The following is a 21,105-nucleotide window of genomic DNA, read 5'->3' on the forward strand; positions in this document are numbered from 1 at the left end:
CCCTTTGAGGGGCTGCTGCGTTTGAACCGTTGAACTCATGGCGATCAGTACTTGTCTTTGGTGAGGATGACGGTGCAGTGCGACGACAGGATGCCGCCCTCGTTGTGGACCAGCGCCACTTCGGCACCTTCCACCTGCCGCGCCCCCAGGCCGCCGCGCAACTGCCGCACTGCCTCGACGATGCCGAGCAGGCCACCCGCCGCGCCAGCATGTGCGTGGGACAACATGCCGCCGTGCGTGTTGACGGGCAACTTGCCACCGACGCGCGTGTGGCCTTCTTCGTAGAAGAGACCGCCCTCGCCGCGCTTGCAGAAACCCAGTTCCTCCAGTTCGATGATCGGAACGATGGTGAAGCAGTCGTAGAGCTGGGCCACGTCGATGTCCGACGGATTCATGCGCGCCATGCGGTACGCCACCTCGCCCGATTCCTTCGCACCGAACTCGGTCAGGCTGGGCGCGCACATGATGTGCTCGTGCGTGTGGTACTCGCCAATGCCGGCCAGGTAAGCGGGCTTGCACTTCAGGTCCTTGGCACGCTCGGCCGAGGTCACGATGAAGGCGCCGCCAGCGTCCGACAGCAGGCAGCAGTCGAGCATCTTGAGCGGATCGGCGATGGGCTTGGAGGCGAGCACCTCCTGCATCGTGAGCGGCTTCTTCATGTGGGCGTTCGGGTGCAGCAGCGCGTGCTCGCGCGTGGTGACCGCCACGGAAGCGAGCTGTTCCTGCGTGGTGCCGAACTCCGCCATGTGCCGCTGTGCGATCAGCGCATAAAAACTGGGGATGGACGGGCCGTAGGGCTGCTCGTAGTACGGATGGCCCACCGCCATCAGCGCGGAGATGGCCTGGTCGCGCGACTGGCCGGTGGCGCGGTTCTCGCCGGCACACACCAGCACCGTGTGGCACTGGCCCGATGCGATGGCCTCGGCCGCGTGCTTGAGCATGATGGCCGGCGAGCATCCGCCGACCACCATGGATGCGTTGAAGCGCGGCTTGATGCCCAGGTACTCGCACATCACGGAACCGAGCATGAAGTAAGGCTCCGTGAAGGAGTAGGCCGTCAGCAGGCCGTCGATGTCACTGACCTTGAGGCCTGCGTCGTCCAGCGCGCGCTTGGCCGCCTGGGCGTTCAACCCCAAACCGCTCATGCCGGGGACCTTGCCGATGTCGGACTCGCCAACGCCGACGATGGCGATGCGGTTGTGAAGGGAATCGTTGTCAATCATGTTTGTGCTCTCGGGTTCTCGGATGGGTTACTTCGCCAGACCAAACTGCGGCAGCTTGTATTCGCCGCGCTGCTCGAAGGAGACCTGCACGGCAGAACCGACCTGGGTGGTCAGGGCGTCCTCGCCCACGATGTTTGTCAGCATGCGCGGCCCCTCTTCCAAGTCCACCAGCGCAACGACGTAAGGCACGCGGTCCGCGTAGGACGGCGTGGGCGCGCGGCGAACGACCGAGTAGCTGTGCACGGTGCCGCGGCCGCTGGCCTTCACCCAGGCGAGGTTGGTCGACCAGCAATGCGGGCACAGGTAGCGCGGCATGAAGTGGAACTCGTTGCAGTCCTTGCACTGGCGGATGACCAGCTCGTCGTTGCGCGCCGCGTCATAGTAGGGCTGCGAGTCGGGGTTGGGAGTCGGGACAGGAAGCTGAGGATTCATGGTGTTGTCTCAGGTTGAACGAATGGGTTTGTGCGAGGCCTATTGGCCGTTTTGTGCGGCCTGAGCGGCTGCGGCGATGAAATCCGGGCTGCGTTTGTTCATGGCGGCGTCAAAGCCCTCGCGGAACTCCCCGCTGGACATGGCCAGCGCCTGCCCCAGCCCTTCGTAAGTGAACATCTGCTCGATCGAGTGCTCGAAGCTGCGCGCCATCAGCAGCTTGGCCAGGCCCATCACCTCGGCCGGCCCGCTGGCCAGGCGCTGCGCTTCCTCCAGCCCCGCATCGTGCAGCTGCGCATCGGGCACCACCTTCCTCACCAGCCCCAGCGCCAGCGCCTCCTGCGCATCCAGCGTGTCGCCACCAAAGAGGAAGTTCTTCGCGCGTGCCATGCCAATGAGGCGCGGCAACTGGTACATCACGCCAATGTCGGGCACCGCCCCCAGGCGGAAGAAGCCCGCCACCAGCTTGGTGCTCTCGCCGGCGATGAGCACATCGCCCGTGAGCGCCAAGCCCATGCCCCCGCCCACGGCGTAGCCGTGCACGCCCACCACCACCGGCTTCTCCAGCGTGCTCAGCGGGGTGAGCCAGCGGCTGTACTGGCGAAAGCGCCGGTGCACGGGCCAGGGCGTGCTGGCCTGCTGCAGCATCTTGAAATCCCCGCCCGAGCAGAACGCGGGGCCGGTGCCCGAGAGGAACACGCTGCGCACGCTGCGCTCGCGCTCGGCCAGGGCAATGGCCTGCCCGAGTTGCTCGCGCAGCTCCAGGGTCAGCGAGTTGCGGGTCTCGGGACTGTTGAGTTTGATGATCAGCACCGGGCCTTGCTGCTCGGTGGTGACCAGGGGCGTGGTCATTCGGTGTCTCCTTGCTGTTCCCACGCCTGAAGTCCAGCGTGGATTCCCTTCCCATTGCAAAGAGCAGGCCAGCACGCTTGCGTCGGTGTATTCCCCCGTGAGAACTGCCTTGCATGGTGAACAAACGCGCGCCGCGTGCATTCGAGTGACTGCCGCGAAGACAGCCATTGCCACTGGCACGCACACTCGCGCCGCGCACGGCCCTGGTTGACAGGCCCGCACACGGCGTGCGCACACGCGCGCATGCCGCCACGCCATTGGCACGCTAAATGCAGAAGTCGGGTTTTCCACACACACACACAAGACATCCATGACAACGACCCGACCGCAGTTGCCCCGTCCCAAAAAACGCGATCCGCAAGCCCCTCTCGCCCTCAGCGGGATCCGGGTGGTCGACCTGAGTCGCCTGATCGCGGGCCCTTACGCCACGCAGCTTCTGGCCGACATGGGCGCCGACGTCATCAAGATCGAGAACCCGCAGGGCGGGGACGATGCGCGCAAGCTCGTGGTCCCGGCGCTTGAGGGACAGGGGGCCATGTACCTGTGGACGAACCGGAACAAGCGCAGCATCACGCTGGATCTGCGGCAGGAAGAGGCCCGGCAGATCGTGCGCGACCTGGTGGCCGACGCCGATGTGGTGATCGAGAACTTCTCGGCCGGCGTCATGGACCGTTTCGGCCTGGGCTACGACGATCTCTCGGCCATCAACCCGCGCATCGTGTACTGCGCCATTTCCGCCTTCGGTCGCCGTGGGCGGTACGCATCACGCCCGGGCTTCGACCCCATCGCCCAGGCAGAAAGCGGCCTCTTCTCGTTGAGCGGCTACCCCGACCAGCCACCGGTGCGCGTGGGAGGGTCGATCGTGGACATCACCACAGCCATCATTGCCAGCAACGTGATCCTGGGCGCACTCATGGCCCGCGAGCGCCTGGGCCATGGCCAGTATGTGGAAGCCTCGCTGTGGGATTCCTCGGTCGCGCTGATCGGGCCGATCGGCCTGAACTACCTGATCACGGGTGAAGACGAAGTGCGCGTGGGCAATGCATCCAAGAACGCGGCACCGGCTGGTCTCTACAAATGTGCCGACGGCGAGCTCTACCTCACCTGCGCCAACGACAAGACCTTCCGCCAACTGGTGGTGGAAGTGCTCAGGCGCCCGGATCTGGCCGACCACCCCGACTACTGCACATATTCGAAGCGCGTGGCCAACGCCAAGGCGCTCGACGAGGTGCTCAACGCCTGCTTCTCGCAGATCACGCAAAGCGCGTTGCTGCAGAGCGCGCTGCAACATGGCGTTCCCCTTGGCAGGGTGCGCAGCATTGCGGAAGCGTATTCGTCCGACGAAATGCAGAGCCAGGAACTGCTGTTCAGCATGGACCACCCGTCCGTGGACAACGTGCCCGGCATCGGCGCGCCTTTCAAGATGTTCGGCACTCCGGTGACAGACCCCGTGGCGCCGCCGCTGCTGGGCCAGCACACCGACGAGGTGCTGAGGGACGTGCTGGGCTACGACGCCGCAAAGATCGAGTTGCTGCGCAGCGCCGGAGCACTCGGATCCCGGTAAACCCCGCGCCCGGCCCGCAGGCTGGGCAGCACGAATACCGCGAAGAAACAGACACAGGAGACACATTCCATGAACGAACAAGGCGAAGTCCGGCTTGAACAGTCGGAAGGCCTGGGCATCATCGTGCTGTCCAGACCGCAGAAGCTCAATGCGCTGTCGCCCCACATGCGCATGTCACTGGGCACCTGCCTAGCTCAAGTGGCACAGGACACCTCCATCAAGCTGGTGCTGATCCGCGCAGAAGGCACTGACTTCTGCACAGGCGCAGATCTGGTGGGGGCACCCTCCGAACCCCTGGCCTGGCGCGAGCGCATCCAGATGGCCCAGGCCCACCACCTGACGATCGTCAGGATGAACAAGCCCGTCATCGCAGCCGTGCAGGGTCGGGCCATTGGGGGCGGGGCATCGCTGGCCCTGGCTGCCGACGTGATGGTCATGGCAGAAGACGCCAAGCTGGTTTTTCCCTTCGTGCGACTTGGCGTGGTACCCGATGGTGGGGCCTCTGCCCTGCTGCAAGCCAAGACGAGCCCGGCGACCGCCATCGATCTGATGCTGACCGCAGGGACGCTCACCGCGCAGGAAGCCCTTCGCATCGGCCTCACGCGGCGGGTGGTGCCGGCACAGGACCTGCAGGACAGCAGCCTGTCGCTGGCCAAAGAAATGCTGAAGCTGCCGTGGGAGGCCCTGATGCTCACGAAGGCGTTGTGCGCACAGCACTGGGCGCGTGGACTGGAGCCCGTTCTGGCACACGAGTCCGAAGCCTTCGCACTGGCCACCTCAACCCAGGGCCACCAGCGCGCGATATCTGCGATGCAGGCGTCGCTGGCGCGCAAATCCTGAGCCCCCGGCACAACCGACCCAACCCCATTACCCAACCCGACGAAGAGAAAAGACGTGCAAAATTTCGAGCCTTCCGAAGACCAGGTCGCCTTGCGCGCGGCCATTGAAAAACTGGTGCAGGACCAATGCCCACCGAACAAAGTGCGCGAGTGGGACCGCGATGGCGTGTACCCGGAGGAGGTGTACAAGGCCATGGTCGATGCCGGTTTCGTGGCCATGGTCGTGCCCAGCGCCTACGGGGGCATGGGAAGCCCCATGGCCGATTGCGCCATCCTGTATGAAGAAGTCGCCCGCCCCAGCGTGGATTTCGCCACACGCATCGCCCTTCAAGGCTGGGGGTCGATGATCCTCGCCGACTTCGCCTCCGAAGAGCTGCGGCAGGACATCCTGCCCAAGGTCGTGCGGGGCGAGATGAAGCTCTCCTTCAGCCTGACGGAACCCGGCTCGGGATCGGACGCAGCATCGTTGAGCACCGCGGCACGCCGCGATGGCGGCGATTGGCTGCTCAAGGGGCAGAAGCTGTTCTCGAGCGGCGCCGATGCGCCCGACAACCACATGATCGTGGCCGCACGCACGAGCTCGCACAAAGACCGCCACGAAGGCATCTCGCTCTTTCTGGTGCCCAACGACCTCCCCGGCATCACCATCAATCGGCTCGACATCATTGGCCGCCGCGTCCTCGGCCTCACGGAAGTGTTCTTCGACGATGTGCGCATTCCCCAGCGTTACCTCATTGGCGAAGAAGGGCGCGGATGGTCCTACATTGGCCGCCACCTCGAGCGCGAGCGCATCACGCTGGCAGCCAACTACATCGGGTGTGCCCGCAGCGTGCTCGACGAGGCCGTTGGCTATGCGAAAGAACGGCGCCAGTTTGGTCGGGCCATCGGCCAGTTCCAGGTGATTGCCCACAGCCTGGCGGACATGGCCACCGAACTGGAAGCCGGTCGCTGGATGACGGCCGTGGCCGCGTGGCGTTACGACCAGGGCCTGCCCTGCCGCAAGGAAGCCTCCATGGCCAAGCTTTTCGTTTCCGAAATGCTGCAGCGTGTGACCGCCGCGGGCATGCAAATCCTCGGCGGCCACGCGTACACCACCGACTACGCCATCCAGCGGCACTGGCGGGATGCACGCAACGCCACCGTCGGCGGCGGGACGTCCCAGATTCAGCGGCAGTTGATTGCCCGTGATCTGGGCCTCTGAAGCACGGCCGAGCCGCGCGGGGTGCACAGGCTGTGAACCCCTCGTGTCTTCTTCGAGGACACCCTTGATCGGGGTCTGGCGAATGTCTCCGCCAAGATCACTTCATGTGCACGGAAGCCACGAACGTCCTTTGCGAATGCATCGTCCTGCCTCACCCATCTCGTGACAGCAAGGCCGAAACGAATGGCACCGATGTTGCTATCTGCATGAACGCCAGCGGGCTGGTGGAACGTTTCACCACCCGCTGAACGCACTTTCCACACAACACCCAGGAGACACAATGTTCGCCCCCCATACCCTCAAAGACCGCGTCGCCTTCATCACGGGCGGTGCGGGAGACATCGGCTTCGACATCGCCCAGGCCTATGGGCGCATGGGCGCCAAGGTCGTCATCGCGAGCCGCAACGAAGAGCGCCTGAAGAAGGCGGAGGCCGAGCTGCAGGCGCAGGGCATCGAGGCCACGGCCTTCGTGACAGACGTGCGCAACTTCGACCAGGTCAAGCGCTCCATCGATGACACCGTTGCAAAGTACGGCGCTCTCGACATCCTGGTGAACAACGCCGCGGGCAACTTCCATTGCCCCACCGCCGGCCTCACGCCCAACGGCTGGAAGACGGTCATTGACATCGACCTCAACGGCACGTTTTACGGCTGCCTGGCGGCCTACGAGCACCTCAAGCAGTCGACCCACGGCGGCAACATCATCAGCATCATCACCATGCTCGGCGTGATGGGCTGGCCCGGCGCCGCGCACGCTGCCGCGGCCAAGGCCGGGATTCTTTCGCTTTCCCGGACGCTGGCCGTCGAGTGGGGCGGCGACAACATCCGCGTGAACACCATTTCCCCCGGCCCGATTGGCGACACCGAGGGCGTCAAGCGCATGTACCTCGACACCGGCCGCGGCGAACTCGAACAGAAGAAGACTGCGCTGGGCCGCTTCGGCGCCAAGGCCGACATTGCCAACGCCGCGGTCTACCTCGCCTCTGACCTCGCTGCCTACACCACGGGCGACAACCTGGTGGTCGACGGTGGACGCTGGCTCAAGTACGTGGCGAACTAGAAAAAGAGAAAGCAGGGAGCAACGAAAAAACCCGCCGGGCCCCCGGGCATCGCCAGGGGCTCAAAGACCCGAAGCACAACGACTGGAGACACGCATGAATACTCGCATCCTGAAACTGGCCGCCATCGGCGCCCTGGCCCTGGGCACCCTGAATGCCTGGGCGCAAGACTTCCCCAACCGCCCCATCAGGCTGATTGTTCCGTTCGCCGCCGGCGGCGTGACCGACGTGGTGACGCGTGCCGTCGCCAAGGCCATGTCTGAAAATCTGAAGCAATCCGTGGTGGTGGAAAACCGCACCGGCAGCGGTGGGAACATCGGTGCCGAGGCGATTGCGAAGTCGATCCCCGACGGTTACACAGTCGGCATCGTGACCAACGGCACCATGGCCGCCAACCGCGCGCTGTACTCCAAGATGCCGTTCGACTCGGAGAAGGACTTCACCCACATCACCGGCCTGTTTTCCGTGCCCTACATGATCACGGTCCACCCCTCGCTGGGCGTGACCAACATTCAGCAGCTGATCACCCTGCTGAAAGACAACCCGGGCAAGTACAGCTTCGCGCACGGCGGCATGGGCACGGCCGCGCATTTCGCCGGGCAGGGTTTCGTGAGCGCCATCAAGGCCACCGTAGGCGCCGTGGGCTACCGCGGTGAGGCACCGGCCATCAGCGACGTGCTGGGCAACCACGTGCCGGTCGGTGTGGGGAGCTTCTCTTCCATCGGCCCGCACTACAAGAGCGGCTCGCTGCTGGTGCTCGCCGTGATGTCCAAGCAACGCGTGCCCCAGATGCAGAACGTGCCCACGCTGGACGAATCGGGCCTGAAAGGCTTTGAAATCGGGCCCTGGTTCGGCCTCTCCGGACCGGCCGGCATTCCGGCCGCCGCCGTCGAGCGCATCCACGCCGCCGCCGTTGCCAGCCTCAAGTCACCCGACGTGCTGAAGGTGATCAATGACATCGGTGGCAGCACGGTGGGCAATTCGCCGCAGGAGTTCTCGCTCTTCATCAAGAACGAGATCCCCCGCTGGGCAGCCCTGGTGAAGGAATCCGGCGTCAAGGTGGAGTAAACGCAGCAGCCCCGGCAGAACGGGCCGCAGACGCCAGACGCGGGGCACCCCTTGGGGGTTCCCCGCGTTCGCCCATGGTGCAGGCGCTTTCAGTGCGCGATGCCCTGGGCCCCGTCGACGTAGATCGTTTCCCCGGTCAGAAAGCGCCCCCCGTCCGCGAACAGCGAATGCACCAGCGAAGCCACGTCATCGGCGGTGCCAGGGCTGCCCGCCGGAATGCGTTTTTCCAGGTAGGCCCGCAGAGGGCCCTGGTTCAAGGCCTTGGCGTTCAGGTCGGTCTGGATGTAGCCCGGCGCGACGTCGATAACGCGGATGCCCTTGGCCGCCCACTCCACCGCCAGGCAGCGCGTGATCGCACCCACCGCCGCCTTGCTGGCGCAGTACGCCACGTTGCGCTTGACGCCCAGCTTGTCAAAGAAGGAGCCGATATTCACGATCAGACCGCCGCCAGCGGCCAGCAGCGCGGGGAAGGCCACCTGGCAGGCTGTGAGCACCGACATGGCGTTGGTGTCCATCACCTCGCGCCAATGATCGGCCGAGACCTCGGCGGACGGCCCTTCTTGGTACACGCCCGCGTTGTTCACCAGCCCGGTGATTCGCAGGCCCCGGCCAATCAGGGCTTCGAAGGCCACGCGCAGGCTGGTGGCGTCGGTCACGTCGGCCTGCACGGTGATCCAGCGGCTGATGATCTCCGGGGTGGCGTCTGCGCGCGCCGGCATGCGCCCCGAACGCGACAGGCACGCCACGTAGTGGCCTTCACTCGCCAGGCGCCACGCAATCGCTGCGCCAATGCCACGGCTGGCGCCTGTGACCACGATGCAATTCTGTTCAACCATATGTCTCCCCACCTTTCAACAACAGGTGTATTTCAGTTAGTCGGCCGTTCCGCGGCCCGGAACGTGCCCGCCGCCACACCTCGCAACGCCTGTGCCAGCCAATTGGATGGAACGAACCGCCTGACAGCGCGGTGCGTTTCGCGGTGGGCATGGCGTTGAAGACACCGGCAGTTGCTAACATGTCCGCCATGAATACACGGGAACCACCGCGCGAGACAAGCGGAGCATCGAGGCGAGAAACGGACCCCACATCGGCGTTGCGCGGTGTGCTCGTCGTCGGTGCCTCCGGCCAACAGGTGGCCGCGCTGGGCGTGGCCTCACGCGGCGAATTTGCTTCTGTGCTGCAGGATCGCTGGCAGGAAGCGCGCGGCCTGGGCCAGGCGGTGTTCCTGGTGGAAGACCCCCTCACCGAGGCGGCCCACGTCGTGGTGGCCCTTGCCAGCACCGGTGCCACGGTGCTCGCCGTGCTCAAACCCGATCAGCGCGACGCGCTGATCGAACTCGTGGCTTCGGTCGAGTTCTCGGGCGAGATCCTGGAGCATCTGCTCACCAATCCGTTCGAAGCCCTGACGGTGGTGGACCACGCGGGTGTGCTTCGCTACATCAGCCCGGTTCATGAAAAATTCTTTGGCATCGCGCCGGGCGCCGGCACAGGCCGCCACGTCACCCAGGTGATCGAGAACACACGCCTGCACACCGTGGCCTCCACGGGCAAGTCCGAGGTCGGCTCGATACAACCCATGAAGGGTGTCAGCCGCGTGGTCTCGCGCCATCCGGTGCTCAACCGCGACGGCGAAGTCGTCGGCGCTCTGGGGCAGGTGATGTTCAAGGGGCCGGAGCAGTTGGAGGTCATGTCGGCCGAGCTCAAGCGCCTGCAGACCGAGGTGGCGTTCTACCGGCGGGAGATCAGCAGCTTTCACCACCAGCGGCAGGGCTTGGACCACATCGTCGGCACCAGCCCGGCAATCGAGCGTCTGAAGCGCCAGATCGCCAAGGTGGCGTCCATGGACATTCCCGTGTTGCTCACGGGCGAGAGCGGCACCGGAAAGGAGCTGGCGGCGCACGCCGTCCATCTGCTGAGTACGCGGCGCGACGAAAACATGGTGACCGTCAACGCTGCGGCGCTGCCGGCCTCACTGGTGGAGAGCGAGCTGTTCGGCTATGAGGCCGGCGCATTCACCGGCGCCGAGAAAAAAGGCCGCCGCGGCAAGATTGAAAAGGCCGACAAGGGCAGCCTGTTCTTCGACGAAGTGGGCGACATGCCCTCGGAGGTGCAGGTCAAGCTGCTGCGGGTGTTGCAGGACGGCAGCTTCGAGCGCGTGGGCAGCCACGAGCCACGCCACTCGCGCTTTCGCCTCATCAGCGCCAGCAACCGCGACTTCGAGCAGATGATCGCGGCCGGCACCTTCCGCCTCGACCTGTTCTACCGCATCAGCGCCGTCACCATACGGCTGCCCGCGCTGCGGGAACGCACCGAAGACATCCCTCTGCTGGCGGCTGTGGCGCTGCAGAACTTTGCAACCCGGCACGCCCAGCCGACGAAGCGGCTGTCGTCCGACTCGATCGCGTTCCTGCAGCAGCTGGACTGGCCCGGCAACGTGCGCCAGCTGATGCACGTGGTGGAACGCGCCGCTATCTTCAGCGAGAGCGAAGTCATCGAACCGCCGGATTTTGGCGTGCTGGAATCGACCGACCTGGCCTTGCCGGGCATGATCCCCCCCCCGCCACACCGGCAGGCGGGGCAACGCCACCCGCCGCAGACGCCGCACCACGCAGGGCCGCCATTGGCGTGCGCCAGGCAGTGGGCGAGGTGGAGGAGCAACTCATTCGCGCGGCCATGGAGAAATGCCGCGGCAACAAGAAGCAGGCCGCCGCCGAACTGGGCATCTCGCGCTCCTACCTCTACAAGCGGCTGGGCGAACTGGGCATCACGTAGCAGCCGCGCCGCGCTCACGGCCTGAGTCGTGCACTGGAGCAGCGGCTCTGTGGCCGCGAAGCCTCACGCCTTGCGCACCACCTCGCGTGCGTCGGCCTCCCCCAGCAAGGGCGCCACGGCCGCAGCCGCCACCCGCAGGGATGGGTCGACCGGAATCGGCAGCGCAGGGATCTCGCGACCCGCACCGTCGGAGATGCGCTCTGAAAACAGGCCGCGTGCCCGAAAGTGCTCCGATGCGGCTGCGTCCCGCAGCGACTTCACCAGCGACACACAGGCGTCAACGCCCTGGAACCGCTGCATCCACTCCTGCGCCGTGCGGCTGGCCACGATGGTCGCCACCTTTTCGCGCACCGCATCGGGCGCATCGGCGTCGTTCAGCAGGTGCGGCGCTTCCAGCACGGTCAAGAAGTTTTCCCAGAACTTCTGCTCCAGTGGCGCCGCCGCCAGAAAGCGGTGATCCTTGGTGCGGTACACCTGATAGCGCGGCGTGCCCCCGGTGACGAGATCGCGGCCGGGTTCGGGCCAGAGGCCCTCGGCGAAACCGTTGCCCAGGCCCCAGTAGTTGAAGCTGAACAGGTTGTCGGCCATGGCCACGTCCAGCATGCACCCGTGCCCATCGGCATCGCGCGCGCGCAATGCAAGCAGGATGTTCATCATGGCCGGGTAGGCGCCACCGGCAATGTCGGCCGCGAGAATGCTGGGCAGCGTGGGCTCGCCTTGCGGCGTGGCGGTGAGCGCCAGCAGCCCCGCTTCTGCTTGGTAGTTGAGGTCGTGCGCGGCCATGGAAGCCAGCGGACCGGTCTGGCCCCAGCCCGTGATCGCGCAATACACCAGGCGCGGATTCAACGCCCTCATGGCCTCGTATCCCAGGCCCAGGCGGTCCATGACGCCTGGGCGGAACTGTTCGATCAACACGTCGGCACCCGCCACCAGCTCCTTGGCCCGTTGGACATCCGCTGCGTTCTTGAGATCGAGTGCCACCGAACGCTTGCCCTGGTTCAGCAGGGCGAAGTTGACCGAGTCAGCGCCGAACCGGGGTGTGTAGCTGCGCATTTCGTCGCCGTTACCCGGGCGTTCGACCTTGATCACCTCGGCCCCCGCACGCGCGAGCAGCAGGCTGCACATCGGGCCGGGCAGCAGGGTGCTGAAGTCGATCACCCGAACGCCCTGGAGCGGCGAGCGGGAAGGAGCAGCGTTGCGAGACATGAGGGGTCGTCCTTTCGCTGCGGCTTCAGTACTTTCCCCGCAGGCCCAACTGGGCCACGATGGCGCGCCACTTCTCGATCTCGCCACGAATCAGGCGATCGAAGTCGGCCGGCGTGCCAACGTTCACGATCATGCCCTTGTCCTGCAGCGGCCCGGCCAGCTCGGGGTTGCGCATGGCGGTCTGAATGTCGGCATTGATTTTCTGGACCACTGCGGGGTCCATTCCCTTGGGGCCAAGGATGCCGAACCAGGTGCTCATCTCGTAGCCCGGCACCCCGGCTTCGGCCATGGTGGGAATGTTGGGCAGATTCGGCACCCGCACGCCCGAGGTCACGGCGAGCGCGCGAACACTGCCTGCGTCGATCTGCGTCTTGGCGCCCGGCACGGTGTTCATACTCATGGGCACGTGCGCGCCCATCACGTTGGCCAGCGATTCCGCGTCGCCCTTGAAGAACACCGCATCGATCTTGGCACCGCTTATGGACTTGAACAGCTCCACCGCCAAGTGCACCGAGGTTCCCATGCCCGAGGTACCGTAGGACAGCTGGTCGGGGTTCTTTTTTGACGCAGCAATCAGCTCCGACACATTCTTGAAATTGCTGCTCTTGGGAACGAGCAACACATTGGGCACGTCGACCACCTGCGCCACGGCGGTGAAGTCTTCCACCGTGCGGTAGGGCAGCTTGTCGTGCACGAGTTCGTTGATCGCGTGTCCGCTGGCCACAATCACCAGCGTGCGGCCATCGGGTGGTGCCGAGGCCACATAGCGCGCGGCGATGGTGCCACCCGCGCCGGTCTTGGTCTCCACCACCACCGGCTGGTTCCACATGCGCGAGAGCTGGCTTGCAAGCCCGCGCGCCACCACATCCGTAGCGCCGCCTGCGGTGAACGGCACGATGATTCTGGTGGGTGTTCCTTGCGCCATGGCGGCCAGCGGCAGTGCCGCAGTGAAGACGGTAGCGAACAGTCGTCGAAAGCCCATGAATGTCTCCTGTGTGGGTTGTTTTGAAGTGCCTTGCACGGAGATCAAATGCAAATACCTTGCCATCGCTGGCAAGCCACTTCATAGACGCGGAGAGCAAGAGCGCCACACAGGGCCCGCCACCATGGCTCGCGCGGATGTCTGAGCCAAGCACACCGAATGTGTCTCCGCGCAAGACACATTGCTCGATCGCCAGACGCATAACGCCACTTTTCAATGCGATGGCAACGCAATTTCGGCAGGCATGGCATTTGCACACAGGGGCTCGCCTCCAGCGCAAAACACTAGCGCATCCGTCAATTCAAGGACCCCTTTTTCTCATGACCACAGACCACACCTTCGGCTACACGGAAGAACAGCGCATGATTGCCGAGAGCGTGCCGCCGCTGCTGCAGAACGCACTGCCTCGCGCCACTGCCCGCCGCATGGACGAAGCCGCCGAATTCCCGCACGACGCCTACGCCGCGCTGGCCAAGGCCGGCTGGATGGGCCTGCCCTACTCCACCGATTGCGGCGGCGCGGGCGGTTCCTACAAGGACCTGGCCGTGTTCGTGGAAACCGTCTCCCACCACAACACGCAGATGGCCAGCGCCTGGCTCACCACCGTGATCTACGGTGGCATGCAGGTCTGCCTCAATGCGCCGCCCGATCTGCGCGCCAAGCTCATGCCCGGCATCATCGACGGCAGCGTCAAGCTCGCGCTGTGCATCACCGAGCCCGACACCGGCAGCGATGTCAGCAGCATCCGCACCCGCGCCGTGGCCGACGGAGACGACTTCGTGATCACCGGACAAAAGACCTTTATCACCTGCGCCCACGTGGCGGACTACCTGATCGTTGCCACCAAGACCGACCCCCAGGCCGGACACCGCGGGATCACGCTCCTCTTGGTGGATGCGAAGAGCCCCGGCCTCACCATCCGCCCGCTCAAGGGTCTGGGTCGCCGCATGATCCACACCAACGATGTGTTCTTCGACGGCGTGCGCGTGCCTGCGGCCCAGCGCCTGGGTGAACTCAACCAGGGCTGGAAGCTGCTCATGCGCGGCCTCAACCTGGAGCGCCTGTGCCTGTCGGCCTCGGCCGCCGGCAACATCCGCCGCATCATCGACGACGCGCGCGACTATGCGCTGCAACGCCAGCAGTTCGGCAAGCCCATCTCTTCGCACCAGGCCATCGCGCACAAGTTCGCCGAACTGCAGATCATGTACGAGACCTCGGTGGCCAGCGTGCACCGCACGGCCGACATGCTCGATGCGGGCCTCGCCCCCGCGCTGCAAGCCTCGGCCACCAAGGTGTACTGCACCGAAAGCAACATCCGCTGCGCCGACATGGGCGTGCAGATCATGGGCGGCGCCGCCTGGATGATGGAGCACGACATGCAGATGTACTACCGCGACTGCCGCGTGGGCACCATCGGCGGCGGCACCACCGAGATCATGAAGAACGTCATCGCCAAACAAATGGGGTTGTAGGCCCCCACCACCCTTTTCATCAACCGCCCCAGGAGACAACATGAATATCCGAAAAATCCTGTCAACCGCAGCGTGCGTGCTGGCATTCACCTCCGGCGCCGCCATGGCGCAGGACTACCCCACTAAGCCCATCCGGCTGATCATTCCCTACTCGGCGGGCGGCATCACCGACGTGCTGGGCCGTCTCTACGGCCAGCAGCTATCGACGGCGCTGGGGCAGCCTGTCATCGTCGAGAACCGCACCGGTTCGGCCGGCAGCATCGGCATCGATCTGGTGGCCAAATCCCCGGCTGACGGATACACGCTCGCGTTCTCGTCCAACGGCCCGCTGGCCAGCAACTACGCGCTCTTCAAGAACCCCACCTACAACCCGATGGTGGACCTCTCGCCCGTCGCCCGTCTGGGCAGCATCCAGAACATCCTGGCGGTGCACCCCAGCGTGCCGGCCAAGAACCTCGGCGAACTGATTGCCCTGCTCAAGGCCAACCCGGGCAAGTACAGCTATGCGTCTGGCGGCAACGGCACGGCACAGCATTTCAGCGGTGAGCTGCTCAAGTCCATGGCCAAGGTGGACATTGCCCACATTCCATACCGCGGCGAAGGCCAGTCCATCAACGACGCGGTCGGCGGCCAGGTGCCCCTCGTCTTCGGCACGGCCTCGGTCATCGTTCCGCAAATCCAGGCCGGCCGCCTGCGTGCGATTGCCGTGACCTCGAAAGAGCGCAGCTCTTCACTGCCAGACGTGCCCACCATCGCCGAAGCGGGCCTGCCGGGCTACGAGCTGGTGGCCTGGTTCGGTGTGGTCGGCCCCAAGGGCTTGCCCCCTGCCATCCTGGAAAAGCTCAACAAGGTGAGCCGCGAAGTGCTTGCCACCGGCGGCGTGGCCGAGCGTTTCAACGCCATCGGCGGTACGCCTGCCCCCGCCACGACCGCGCAGTTCCGCGACTTCATCAAGTCCGAAATCGAACTGTGGACGCGCATTCGCGACCTCACCGGCGCTTCGCTGGACTGATAAACGGGTGAGGAGTTTTTCGTGATCAACAAGATCGTCGCCTCGGTTGCCGAGGCCCTCACCGGCATCGCAGACGGTGCCACCGTGCTCATCGGTGGCTTCGGCACCGCCGGCATTCCCGGTGAACTCATCGACGGCCTGATCGACCAGGGCGCGCGCGAGCTCACCGTGGTCAACAACAACGCCGGCAACGGCGACACGGGCCTGGCCGCGCTGCTCAAGACCGGGCGCGTGCGCAAGGTCATCTGCAGCTTCCCGCGCCAGGCCGACAGCCATGTGTTCGACGCGCTCTACCGCAGTGGCAAGCTCGAACTCGAACTGGTGCCGCAGGGCAACCTGGCCGAGCGCCTGCGCGCCGCCGGGGCCGGTATCGGCGCCTTCTTCACGCCAACGGGCTTCGGCACCGAGCTCGCGAAGAACGCCGACGGCAGCGCGAAGGAAACGCGCGTGATCAACGGCAAGTCCTATGTGCTGGAGTACCCCATCTTCGGCGACGTGGCGCTCATCAAGGCCGAGCGCGGCGACCGCTGGGGCAACCTCACCTACCGCAAGGCCGCGCGCAACTTCGGCCCGGTGATGGCCACCGCCGCCAAACGCACCATCGCCAGCGTGTACGAGATCGCCAAGCTCGGCAGCTTCGACCCAGAGGCGGTCGTGACGCCTGGCATCCACGTCAGCACCATCGTGCGCATTCCCCGCGTGGCCACCCAGGCCGGCGGCTTCAAAAACGCCGCGTGAGATCCCCCTCCCCATGAGCTACACCCGCAGAACCAAGGACGAACTCGCGTGCCGCGTGGCGCAGGACATTCACGACGGCGCCTATGTCAACCTGGGCATCGGCCAGCCCACGCTGGTGGCCAACCACCTGCCCCCGGGCATCGAGGTGGTGCTGCACAGCGAGAACGGCATCCTGGGCATGGGCCCGGCGCCGGCGGCTGGCGAGGAAGACTACGACCTGATCAACGCCGGCAAGCAACCGGTGACGCTGCTGCCCGGCGGCGTGTACTTCCACCATGCCGACAGCTTCGCCATGATGCGCGGCGGCCACCTGGACATCTGCGTGCTCGGCGCCTTCCAGGTCTCGGCCACCGGTGACCTGGCCAACTGGAGCACCGGGGAGCCCGGCTCCATTCCCGCCGTGGGCGGCGCCATGGACCTGGCCATCGGCGCCAAGCAGACCTGGGTCATGATGGACCTGCTCACCAAGAAGGGCGAGAGCAAGCTCGTGCCGCAATGCACCTACCCCCTCACCGGCATTGGCTGCGTCAAGCGCATCTACAGCGACCTCGCCACCCTCGCCTGCACCCCCTGCGGCCTCCAACTCATCGACATCGTCGATGGCCTGGGCCGTGAAGAGCTGGAACAGCTCGTGGGCCTTCCCATTCTGCCGGCCTGACGCCGACCCACTTCGAGACACCACACATCCCCATGACCCAAGCTTTCATCTGCGACGCGATCCGCACCCCCTTTGGCCGCTACGGCGGTGGTCTCTCCAGTGTGCGCGCCGACGACCTGGGCGCACTGCCCATCAAGGCGCTCATGCAGCGCAACCCGAACGTGGACTGGGCAGCCGTCTCCGACGTGCTCTACGGCTGCGCCAACCAGGCCGGGGAGGACAACCGCAACGTTGCGCGCATGGCCGCACTGCTGGCCGGGCTGCCGCTGGAGGTGCCCGGCGCCACCATCAACCGCCTGTGCGGCTCGGGCCTGGACGCCGTGGGCTCGGCTGCGCGCGCCATCAAGGCCGGTGAGGCCGGCCTCATGATCGCAGGGGGCGTGGAGAGCATGAGCCGCGCGCCCTTCGTGATGCCCAAGGCCGAAAGCGCCTTTAGTCGCAACAACGCGGTCTACGACACCACCATCGGCTGGCGCTTCGTCAACAAGCTCATGAAGTCGCAGTACGGGGTGGACGCCATGCCCGAGACGGCCGAGAACGTGGCGGTGGACTACAAGATCGAGCGCGAGGCGCAGGACCGAATGGCGCTGTCCAGCCAGCTCAAGGCCGTGGCCGCGCAGAAGGCCGGCCACCTGGCGCGCGAGATCACGCCGGTCACCATCGCGCAGAAGAAGGGCGATCCGCTGGTGGTGGACAAGGACGAGCACCCGCGCGAGACCAGTTTGGAAGCGCTGGCCAAGCTCAAGGGCGTGGTGCGGCCCGATGGCACGGTGACGGCGGGCAACGCCAGCGGCGTGAACGACGGTGCCTGTGCGCTGTTGCTGGCCGACGAGGCCACGGCGGCGAAGAACGGCCTCACGCCCAAGGCCCGCATCGTGGGCATGGCCACGGCCGGTGTGGCGCCGCGCGTGATGGGCATCGGCCCGGCGCCGGCCACCGAGAAGGTGCTGGCACTCACCGGGCTCAAGCTGGAGCAGCTGGACGTGATCGAGCTCAACGAGGCGTTTGCCGCGCAGGGCCTGGCGGTGCTGCGCATGCTGGGCCTGAAGGACGACGACGAGCGCGTGAACGCCTGGGGCGGCGCGATCGCCCTGGGGCACCCGCTCGGCGCCAGCGGCGCGCGGCTGGCGACCACGGCGGTCAACCGCCTGCACGCCACCGGTGGCCGCTACGCGCTGTGCACCATGTGCATCGGCGTGGGGCAGGGCATTGCGCTAGTGCTAGAACGCATCTAAAAACGGAACAAGTAGAAGACCTATGACGATAGATAGCATTGTCTGACTTCGGGCTTAGAAGTCGGGTGAAAGTTCTGGCGATACCTCTCTCGTTTCGGCCAAAGCGTTCATGATGAAGGGCTGTAATGGGCTTCCCCCAGTTTCCCGGACGGTTTGCTTAGCCCATTAAGCCTTGCTCAAAGTCCACTGGGCTGAGGAAGTCTAGCTTTGAGTGTTTGCGCACCGGGTTGTAGAAGCGCTCGATGTAATCGAACACATCGGACCTGGCTTCTTCCCTTGTCCGGTAGACCTTGCGGCTGAGCCGTTCGGTCTTCCTGGATGAGAAGAAGCTCTCCATCGCGGCGTTGTCCCAGCATTCACCGCGACGGCTCATGCTGCAGGTGATGCCTTGAGCCTTGAGCAACTGTTGGAAGTCGTCGCTGGTGTATTGGGCGGATTCAACCGGTCGATGCAACACCGGGTTGATCAGCCGATTTTAGGTAGTCATTCAGCGCTTCAGCCGGCGTCTTCCAGCCCAACGTTTTGCGAGGTCTGTTGTTCAAGGTCAGTGCCACGGCTTGAATGTCTTGCTCACTCCACCGAGACAGGTCGGTGCCCTTGGGGAAGTACTGGCGCAGCAACCCGTTTGTGTTCTCGTTCGTACCGCGCTGCCATGGACTGCGAGGATCGGCGAAGAAGACTTTCACCCCCGATTCGATAGTGAACCGTGCATGGTCGGACAGCTCCTTGCCACGATCCCAAGTCAATGACTGCCATAGCTGGGTAGGCAGCTTCGTCACTGTTCTCTTGAGCGCGTTGGCCATGGTCACGGCTCCGTAACCCGCCAGCGCAGGACCATTCTTTGTTCGAGGAGTCAGTCCATAGCCTTCCTCGCGCGGCAGGTGCACGAGCATGGTGAAACGGCTTGACCGTTCCACCAGCGTGCCAATGGCCGACCTGTCCAGGCCGATGATCAGGTCCCCCTCCCAGTGACCAGGGATAGCACGATCTTCTATCTCAGCAGGGCGGCTGGAGATCATCACATCTTCACTGACATGTGCCCACGCTTTGGCCTGGGACCTGGCCCGTGGCGTGCGCAAGGCACGCCCTGTGCGCAGGTAGGTGACCAGCTCGCGCTTGAGGGCGCCTCGACCCTGGATATAGAGCGCCTGGTAGATGGCTTCGTGTGAGATGCGCATGGACGGATCATCCGGGAAGTCGACCTGCAGTCGGTTTGCGATCTGTTCTGGCGACCATCCATTGACCCACTTGCGGTCACCACGATGGGGCTTGTTACGCCCGATAAATGGAGCTTGCCGAGGCCCCGCAATCTCGCGCCCTTGAGCATCACGGATCTTGCCCTCCAAGCGGTCTTGGACATATTGGAGCAGACGCTGGTCCTTCACGAGCTTGGCCGGCTTGGGCCTTCTGGCGACCAACTCGGACTTCCACTGTGCGACCGACGCCCGATATTCGAGCTTCCCACTGCGCGTGGCAGCATTGCGGGCCAATTCTCGTGAGACTGTCGAGGGACTTCTCCCTATGACGCGAGCAATCTCCCTTACCCCAACGTCTTGGGCTCGCAGAAGAGCGATCTCTTCTCGCTCGGCGAATGAAAGATACCGTCCAGATATGGGGTTTGAAAGAAACAATGGCATGCCGCCACGATGACGGAACCAGCGGCCACCAGCCGGCTGGGAGACACCTACGGCCTCCGCGGCCTTCTCGCTCGTGATCCCGGTCGCGATTTGCTTCCAGAATTGCCGCTCGATCTCACGTCGAAGCGAAGGCGCACCCGGACAGCGCATTGCGTCTCTCCCTGTCAATTGCTTCATCCATCCTGCGGGTCGTCCCATAAACACCTCCTGGTTGAAGGTGTTGCGACGACCGGTTGAATCCGCCTTGACTGCCCTGGTCCGAGTGGTGCATCAGCGAGCTAGGTTTGCCGCACCGCCAAAGGGCCATCAGCAATGCGTCGCTCACCATCTTGGCCTGCATGGTGTCGCTCATCGACCACCCCACGATGCGGCGTGAGTACAGGTCCATCACTGCTGCCGCATACAGCCAGCCCTCGGCCGTCCAGATGTAGGTGAAGTCGGCCACCCACTTCTGGTTCGGACCAATGGCCTCGAAGTCGCGCTGCAGATGGTTGGGCGCGATGTGGCTCTCAAGCCTGCTGCCCGTATCGCCAGGTAGCCTGCGTCGCTTGTGGCGGGCTTGCAGCTTGGCCAGGTGCATCAGCCGGATGACCCGGTTCATCCCGCAACTCTCGCCCAGCGCTCGAAGGTCGTGCCAGACGCGTGGACTGCCGTAGGTGCGGTCGCTGAGCTCGAAGCTCTCTCGGATGAGGCGGGTGAGCCTGGCGTCGTCCTGGCTGCGCTGACTCGGCGCTCTGTCCATCCATTCATAGAAGCCGCGGTGGGAGACCGCCAGAACCCGGCACATGGTGCGGGTGGGCCAGACACTACGATGCCGCGCAATGAAGCCGTACTTCACTGCGGGTCCTTGGCAAAGTAGCCGAGCGCTTTTTTTAGGATGTCGCGCTCCGTGGTCACACGTCGCAGTTCTCGTTGCAACCGCTCCACCTCCGTTGCAGCCTCACTGCGCAACGGCCGATTCGGCCTGAGGTCCAACACCCCGCCACGCTCCTGGGTGACCCACCGCCTGAGCACGCTGGTCTGAATACCCAGGTCCCGCGCAATGTGCGTGGCGGTTGCTCCTGGCTGCTTGCACAGCTTCACTGCCTCACGTTTGAACTCGTCCGTGAAGCTCCTTCTGGTTCTTGTCATGCCTATCTCCTGAACACATCATGTCATT

Annotated in this window: 20 protein-coding genes and 2 pseudogenes; 12 read left to right on the top strand and 10 right to left on the bottom strand. The window is 64.9% G+C overall.

From position 1 onward, the window contains the following. Positions 1-44: 44 nt before the first annotated feature. The 3 genes from ABSY19_RS12165 to ABSY19_RS12175 are packed head-to-tail and all read right to left on the bottom strand — an operon-like array spanning position 45 to position 2,504. On the bottom strand, positions 45-1,223 hold the full coding sequence (locus tag ABSY19_RS12165; protein ID WP_382163047.1) for an acetyl-CoA acetyltransferase: 1,179 nt from the start codon (positions 1,221-1,223) through the stop codon (positions 45-47). Between the two features lie 27 nt (positions 1,224-1,250). Then, entirely contained in the window at positions 1,251-1,655 is a 405-nt protein-coding gene (locus ABSY19_RS12170; protein ID WP_382163049.1) for a Zn-ribbon domain-containing OB-fold protein, read from the bottom strand. A 39-nt stretch (positions 1,656-1,694) separates the two neighbouring features. Continuing rightward, the gene (locus ABSY19_RS12175) at positions 1,695-2,504 is read right to left on the bottom strand and encodes an enoyl-CoA hydratase/isomerase family protein (RefSeq protein WP_382163003.1); all 810 of its coding nucleotides are present in this window, start codon (positions 2,502-2,504) and stop codon (positions 1,695-1,697) included. Positions 2,505-2,814: 310 nt separating this feature from the next. Here ABSY19_RS12175 and ABSY19_RS12180 point away from each other — a divergent pair, with 310 nt between their 5' ends. The 5 genes from ABSY19_RS12180 (at position 2,815) to ABSY19_RS12200 (ending at position 8,234) form a co-directional block, all read left to right on the top strand. Continuing rightward, on the top strand, positions 2,815-4,068 hold the full coding sequence (locus ABSY19_RS12180; protein WP_382163050.1) for a CaiB/BaiF CoA transferase family protein: 1,254 nt from the start codon (positions 2,815-2,817) through the stop codon (positions 4,066-4,068). A gap of 69 nt (positions 4,069-4,137) precedes the next feature. Continuing rightward, positions 4,138-4,908, top strand: coding sequence for an enoyl-CoA hydratase/isomerase family protein (locus ABSY19_RS12185; RefSeq protein ID WP_382163051.1), 771 nt, complete (start codon positions 4,138-4,140; stop codon positions 4,906-4,908). A gap of 90 nt (positions 4,909-4,998) precedes the next feature. Continuing rightward, positions 4,999-6,108 carry an acyl-CoA dehydrogenase family protein gene (locus ABSY19_RS12190; protein WP_382163053.1) on the top strand — a complete coding sequence of 370 codons (1,110 nt, stop codon included), beginning with the start codon at positions 4,999-5,001 and terminating at the stop codon, positions 6,106-6,108. Positions 6,109-6,388: 280 nt separating this feature from the next. Continuing rightward, positions 6,389-7,168, top strand: a complete 780-nt coding sequence (locus ABSY19_RS12195; RefSeq protein ID WP_382163055.1) for an SDR family oxidoreductase — start codon at positions 6,389-6,391, stop codon at positions 7,166-7,168. A gap of 94 nt (positions 7,169-7,262) precedes the next feature. Further along, a complete protein-coding gene (locus tag ABSY19_RS12200; RefSeq protein WP_382163057.1) occupies positions 7,263-8,234 on the top strand; it encodes a Bug family tripartite tricarboxylate transporter substrate binding protein in 972 nt (323 codons plus the stop codon). 89 nt (positions 8,235-8,323) lie between these two features. Here the strand turns inward: ABSY19_RS12200 and ABSY19_RS12205 are convergent, their stop codons facing one another. Beyond that, positions 8,324-9,070, bottom strand: a complete 747-nt coding sequence (locus ABSY19_RS12205; RefSeq protein ID WP_382163058.1) for an SDR family NAD(P)-dependent oxidoreductase — start codon at positions 9,068-9,070, stop codon at positions 8,324-8,326. A 1,004-nt stretch (positions 9,071-10,074) separates the two neighbouring features. On the opposite strand from ABSY19_RS12205, the pseudogene ABSY19_RS12210 reads away from it, so the two are divergent. Together ABSY19_RS12210 and ABSY19_RS12215 are read left to right on the top strand one after the other, a co-directional pair. Beyond that, positions 10,075-10,473 (top strand): annotated as a pseudogene (locus ABSY19_RS12210) (sigma 54-interacting transcriptional regulator); the annotation flags it as partial. A 434-nt stretch (positions 10,474-10,907) separates the two neighbouring features. Next, on the top strand, positions 10,908-11,006 hold the full coding sequence (locus ABSY19_RS12215) for a helix-turn-helix domain-containing protein (protein WP_382163780.1): 99 nt from the start codon (positions 10,908-10,910) through the stop codon (positions 11,004-11,006). 63 nt (positions 11,007-11,069) lie between these two features. Here the strand turns inward: ABSY19_RS12215 and ABSY19_RS12220 are convergent, their stop codons facing one another. Further along, entirely contained in the window at positions 11,070-12,212 is a 1,143-nt protein-coding gene (locus ABSY19_RS12220; protein ID WP_382163060.1) for a CaiB/BaiF CoA transferase family protein, read from the bottom strand. Between the two features lie 25 nt (positions 12,213-12,237). Next, positions 12,238-13,194, bottom strand: coding sequence for a Bug family tripartite tricarboxylate transporter substrate binding protein (locus ABSY19_RS12225; RefSeq protein WP_382163062.1), 957 nt, complete (start codon positions 13,192-13,194; stop codon positions 12,238-12,240). Between the two features lie 320 nt (positions 13,195-13,514). Between ABSY19_RS12225 and ABSY19_RS12230 the strand changes: the two genes are divergently transcribed. The 5 genes from ABSY19_RS12230 to pcaF are packed head-to-tail and all read left to right on the top strand — an operon-like array spanning position 13,515 to position 18,309. Next, positions 13,515-14,666 carry an acyl-CoA dehydrogenase family protein gene (locus ABSY19_RS12230; RefSeq protein ID WP_382163063.1) on the top strand — a complete coding sequence of 384 codons (1,152 nt, stop codon included), beginning with the start codon at positions 13,515-13,517 and terminating at the stop codon, positions 14,664-14,666. A 40-nt stretch (positions 14,667-14,706) separates the two neighbouring features. Beyond that, the gene (locus ABSY19_RS12235; RefSeq protein WP_382163065.1) at positions 14,707-15,678 is read left to right on the top strand and encodes a Bug family tripartite tricarboxylate transporter substrate binding protein; all 972 of its coding nucleotides are present in this window, start codon (positions 14,707-14,709) and stop codon (positions 15,676-15,678) included. A gap of 21 nt (positions 15,679-15,699) precedes the next feature. Continuing rightward, positions 15,700-16,416: a 3-oxoacid CoA-transferase subunit A gene (locus ABSY19_RS12240; RefSeq protein WP_382163067.1), complete on the top strand. Its 717-nt coding sequence runs from the start codon at positions 15,700-15,702 to the stop codon at positions 16,414-16,416. A gap of 13 nt (positions 16,417-16,429) precedes the next feature. Further along, a complete protein-coding gene (locus ABSY19_RS12245) occupies positions 16,430-17,074 on the top strand; it encodes a 3-oxoacid CoA-transferase subunit B (RefSeq protein ID WP_382163069.1) in 645 nt (214 codons plus the stop codon). 32 nt (positions 17,075-17,106) lie between these two features. Next, positions 17,107-18,309 carry a 3-oxoadipyl-CoA thiolase gene (gene pcaF / locus ABSY19_RS12250; RefSeq protein WP_382163071.1) on the top strand — a complete coding sequence of 401 codons (1,203 nt, stop codon included), beginning with the start codon at positions 17,107-17,109 and terminating at the stop codon, positions 18,307-18,309. A gap of 157 nt (positions 18,310-18,466) precedes the next feature. Here pcaF and ABSY19_RS12255 read toward each other — a convergent pair. The 4 genes and pseudogenes from ABSY19_RS12255 to ABSY19_RS12270 all read right to left on the bottom strand — a co-directional run. Beyond that, positions 18,467-18,742, bottom strand: a pseudogene (locus ABSY19_RS12255) (IS3 family transposase); the annotation flags it as partial. 4 nt (positions 18,743-18,746) lie between these two features. After that, on the bottom strand, positions 18,747-20,123 hold the full coding sequence (locus ABSY19_RS12260; protein ID WP_382155535.1) for an IS30 family transposase: 1,377 nt from the start codon (positions 20,121-20,123) through the stop codon (positions 18,747-18,749). Continuing rightward, a complete protein-coding gene (locus ABSY19_RS12265) occupies positions 20,062-20,784 on the bottom strand; it encodes an IS3 family transposase (protein WP_382163073.1) in 723 nt (240 codons plus the stop codon). The genes ABSY19_RS12260 and ABSY19_RS12265 overlap by 62 nt, the downstream gene beginning before the upstream one ends. Next, the gene (locus ABSY19_RS12270; protein ID WP_026437472.1) at positions 20,781-21,077 is read right to left on the bottom strand and encodes a transposase; all 297 of its coding nucleotides are present in this window, start codon (positions 21,075-21,077) and stop codon (positions 20,781-20,783) included. The genes ABSY19_RS12265 and ABSY19_RS12270 overlap by 4 nt, the downstream gene beginning before the upstream one ends. Positions 21,078-21,105: the final 28 nt, after the last annotated feature.

The sequence above is a fragment of the Hydrogenophaga sp. ANAO-22 genome, assembly GCF_042466645.1.
GTDB lineage: Bacteria > Pseudomonadota > Gammaproteobacteria > Burkholderiales > Burkholderiaceae_C > Hydrogenophaga.

Bases quoted from the DNA above. Each gene is read 5' to 3' on its own strand.
- pcaF (WP_382163071.1), top strand. From the start codon at position 17,107: ATGACCCAAGCTTTCATCTGCGACGCGATCCGCACCCCCTTTGGCCGC.
- ABSY19_RS12245 (WP_382163069.1), top strand. From the start codon at position 16,430: ATGAGCTACACCCGCAGAACCAAGGACGAACTCGCGTGCCGCGTGGCG.
- ABSY19_RS12215 (WP_382163780.1), top strand. From the start codon at position 10,908: ATGGAGAAATGCCGCGGCAACAAGAAGCAGGCCGCCGCCGAACTGGGC.
- ABSY19_RS12195 (WP_382163055.1), top strand. From the start codon at position 6,389: ATGTTCGCCCCCCATACCCTCAAAGACCGCGTCGCCTTCATCACGGGC.
- ABSY19_RS12185 (WP_382163051.1), top strand. From the start codon at position 4,138: ATGAACGAACAAGGCGAAGTCCGGCTTGAACAGTCGGAAGGCCTGGGC.
- ABSY19_RS12220 (WP_382163060.1), bottom strand. From the start codon at position 12,212: ATGTCTCGCAACGCTGCTCCTTCCCGCTCGCCGCTCCAGGGCGTTCGG.
- ABSY19_RS12200 (WP_382163057.1), top strand. From the start codon at position 7,263: ATGAATACTCGCATCCTGAAACTGGCCGCCATCGGCGCCCTGGCCCTG.
- ABSY19_RS12170 (WP_382163049.1), bottom strand. From the start codon at position 1,655: ATGAATCCTCAGCTTCCTGTCCCGACTCCCAACCCCGACTCGCAGCCC.
- ABSY19_RS12205 (WP_382163058.1), bottom strand. From the start codon at position 9,070: ATGGTTGAACAGAATTGCATCGTGGTCACAGGCGCCAGCCGTGGCATT.
- ABSY19_RS12260 (WP_382155535.1), bottom strand. From the start codon at position 20,123: ATGAAGCAATTGACAGGGAGAGACGCAATGCGCTGTCCGGGTGCGCCT.
- ABSY19_RS12175 (WP_382163003.1), bottom strand. From the start codon at position 2,504: ATGACCACGCCCCTGGTCACCACCGAGCAGCAAGGCCCGGTGCTGATC.
- ABSY19_RS12235 (WP_382163065.1), top strand. From the start codon at position 14,707: ATGAATATCCGAAAAATCCTGTCAACCGCAGCGTGCGTGCTGGCATTC.
- ABSY19_RS12225 (WP_382163062.1), bottom strand. From the start codon at position 13,194: ATGGGCTTTCGACGACTGTTCGCTACCGTCTTCACTGCGGCACTGCCG.
- ABSY19_RS12230 (WP_382163063.1), top strand. From the start codon at position 13,515: ATGACCACAGACCACACCTTCGGCTACACGGAAGAACAGCGCATGATT.
- ABSY19_RS12270 (WP_026437472.1), bottom strand. From the start codon at position 21,077: ATGACAAGAACCAGAAGGAGCTTCACGGACGAGTTCAAACGTGAGGCA.
- ABSY19_RS12180 (WP_382163050.1), top strand. From the start codon at position 2,815: ATGACAACGACCCGACCGCAGTTGCCCCGTCCCAAAAAACGCGATCCG.
- ABSY19_RS12165 (WP_382163047.1), bottom strand. From the start codon at position 1,223: ATGATTGACAACGATTCCCTTCACAACCGCATCGCCATCGTCGGCGTT.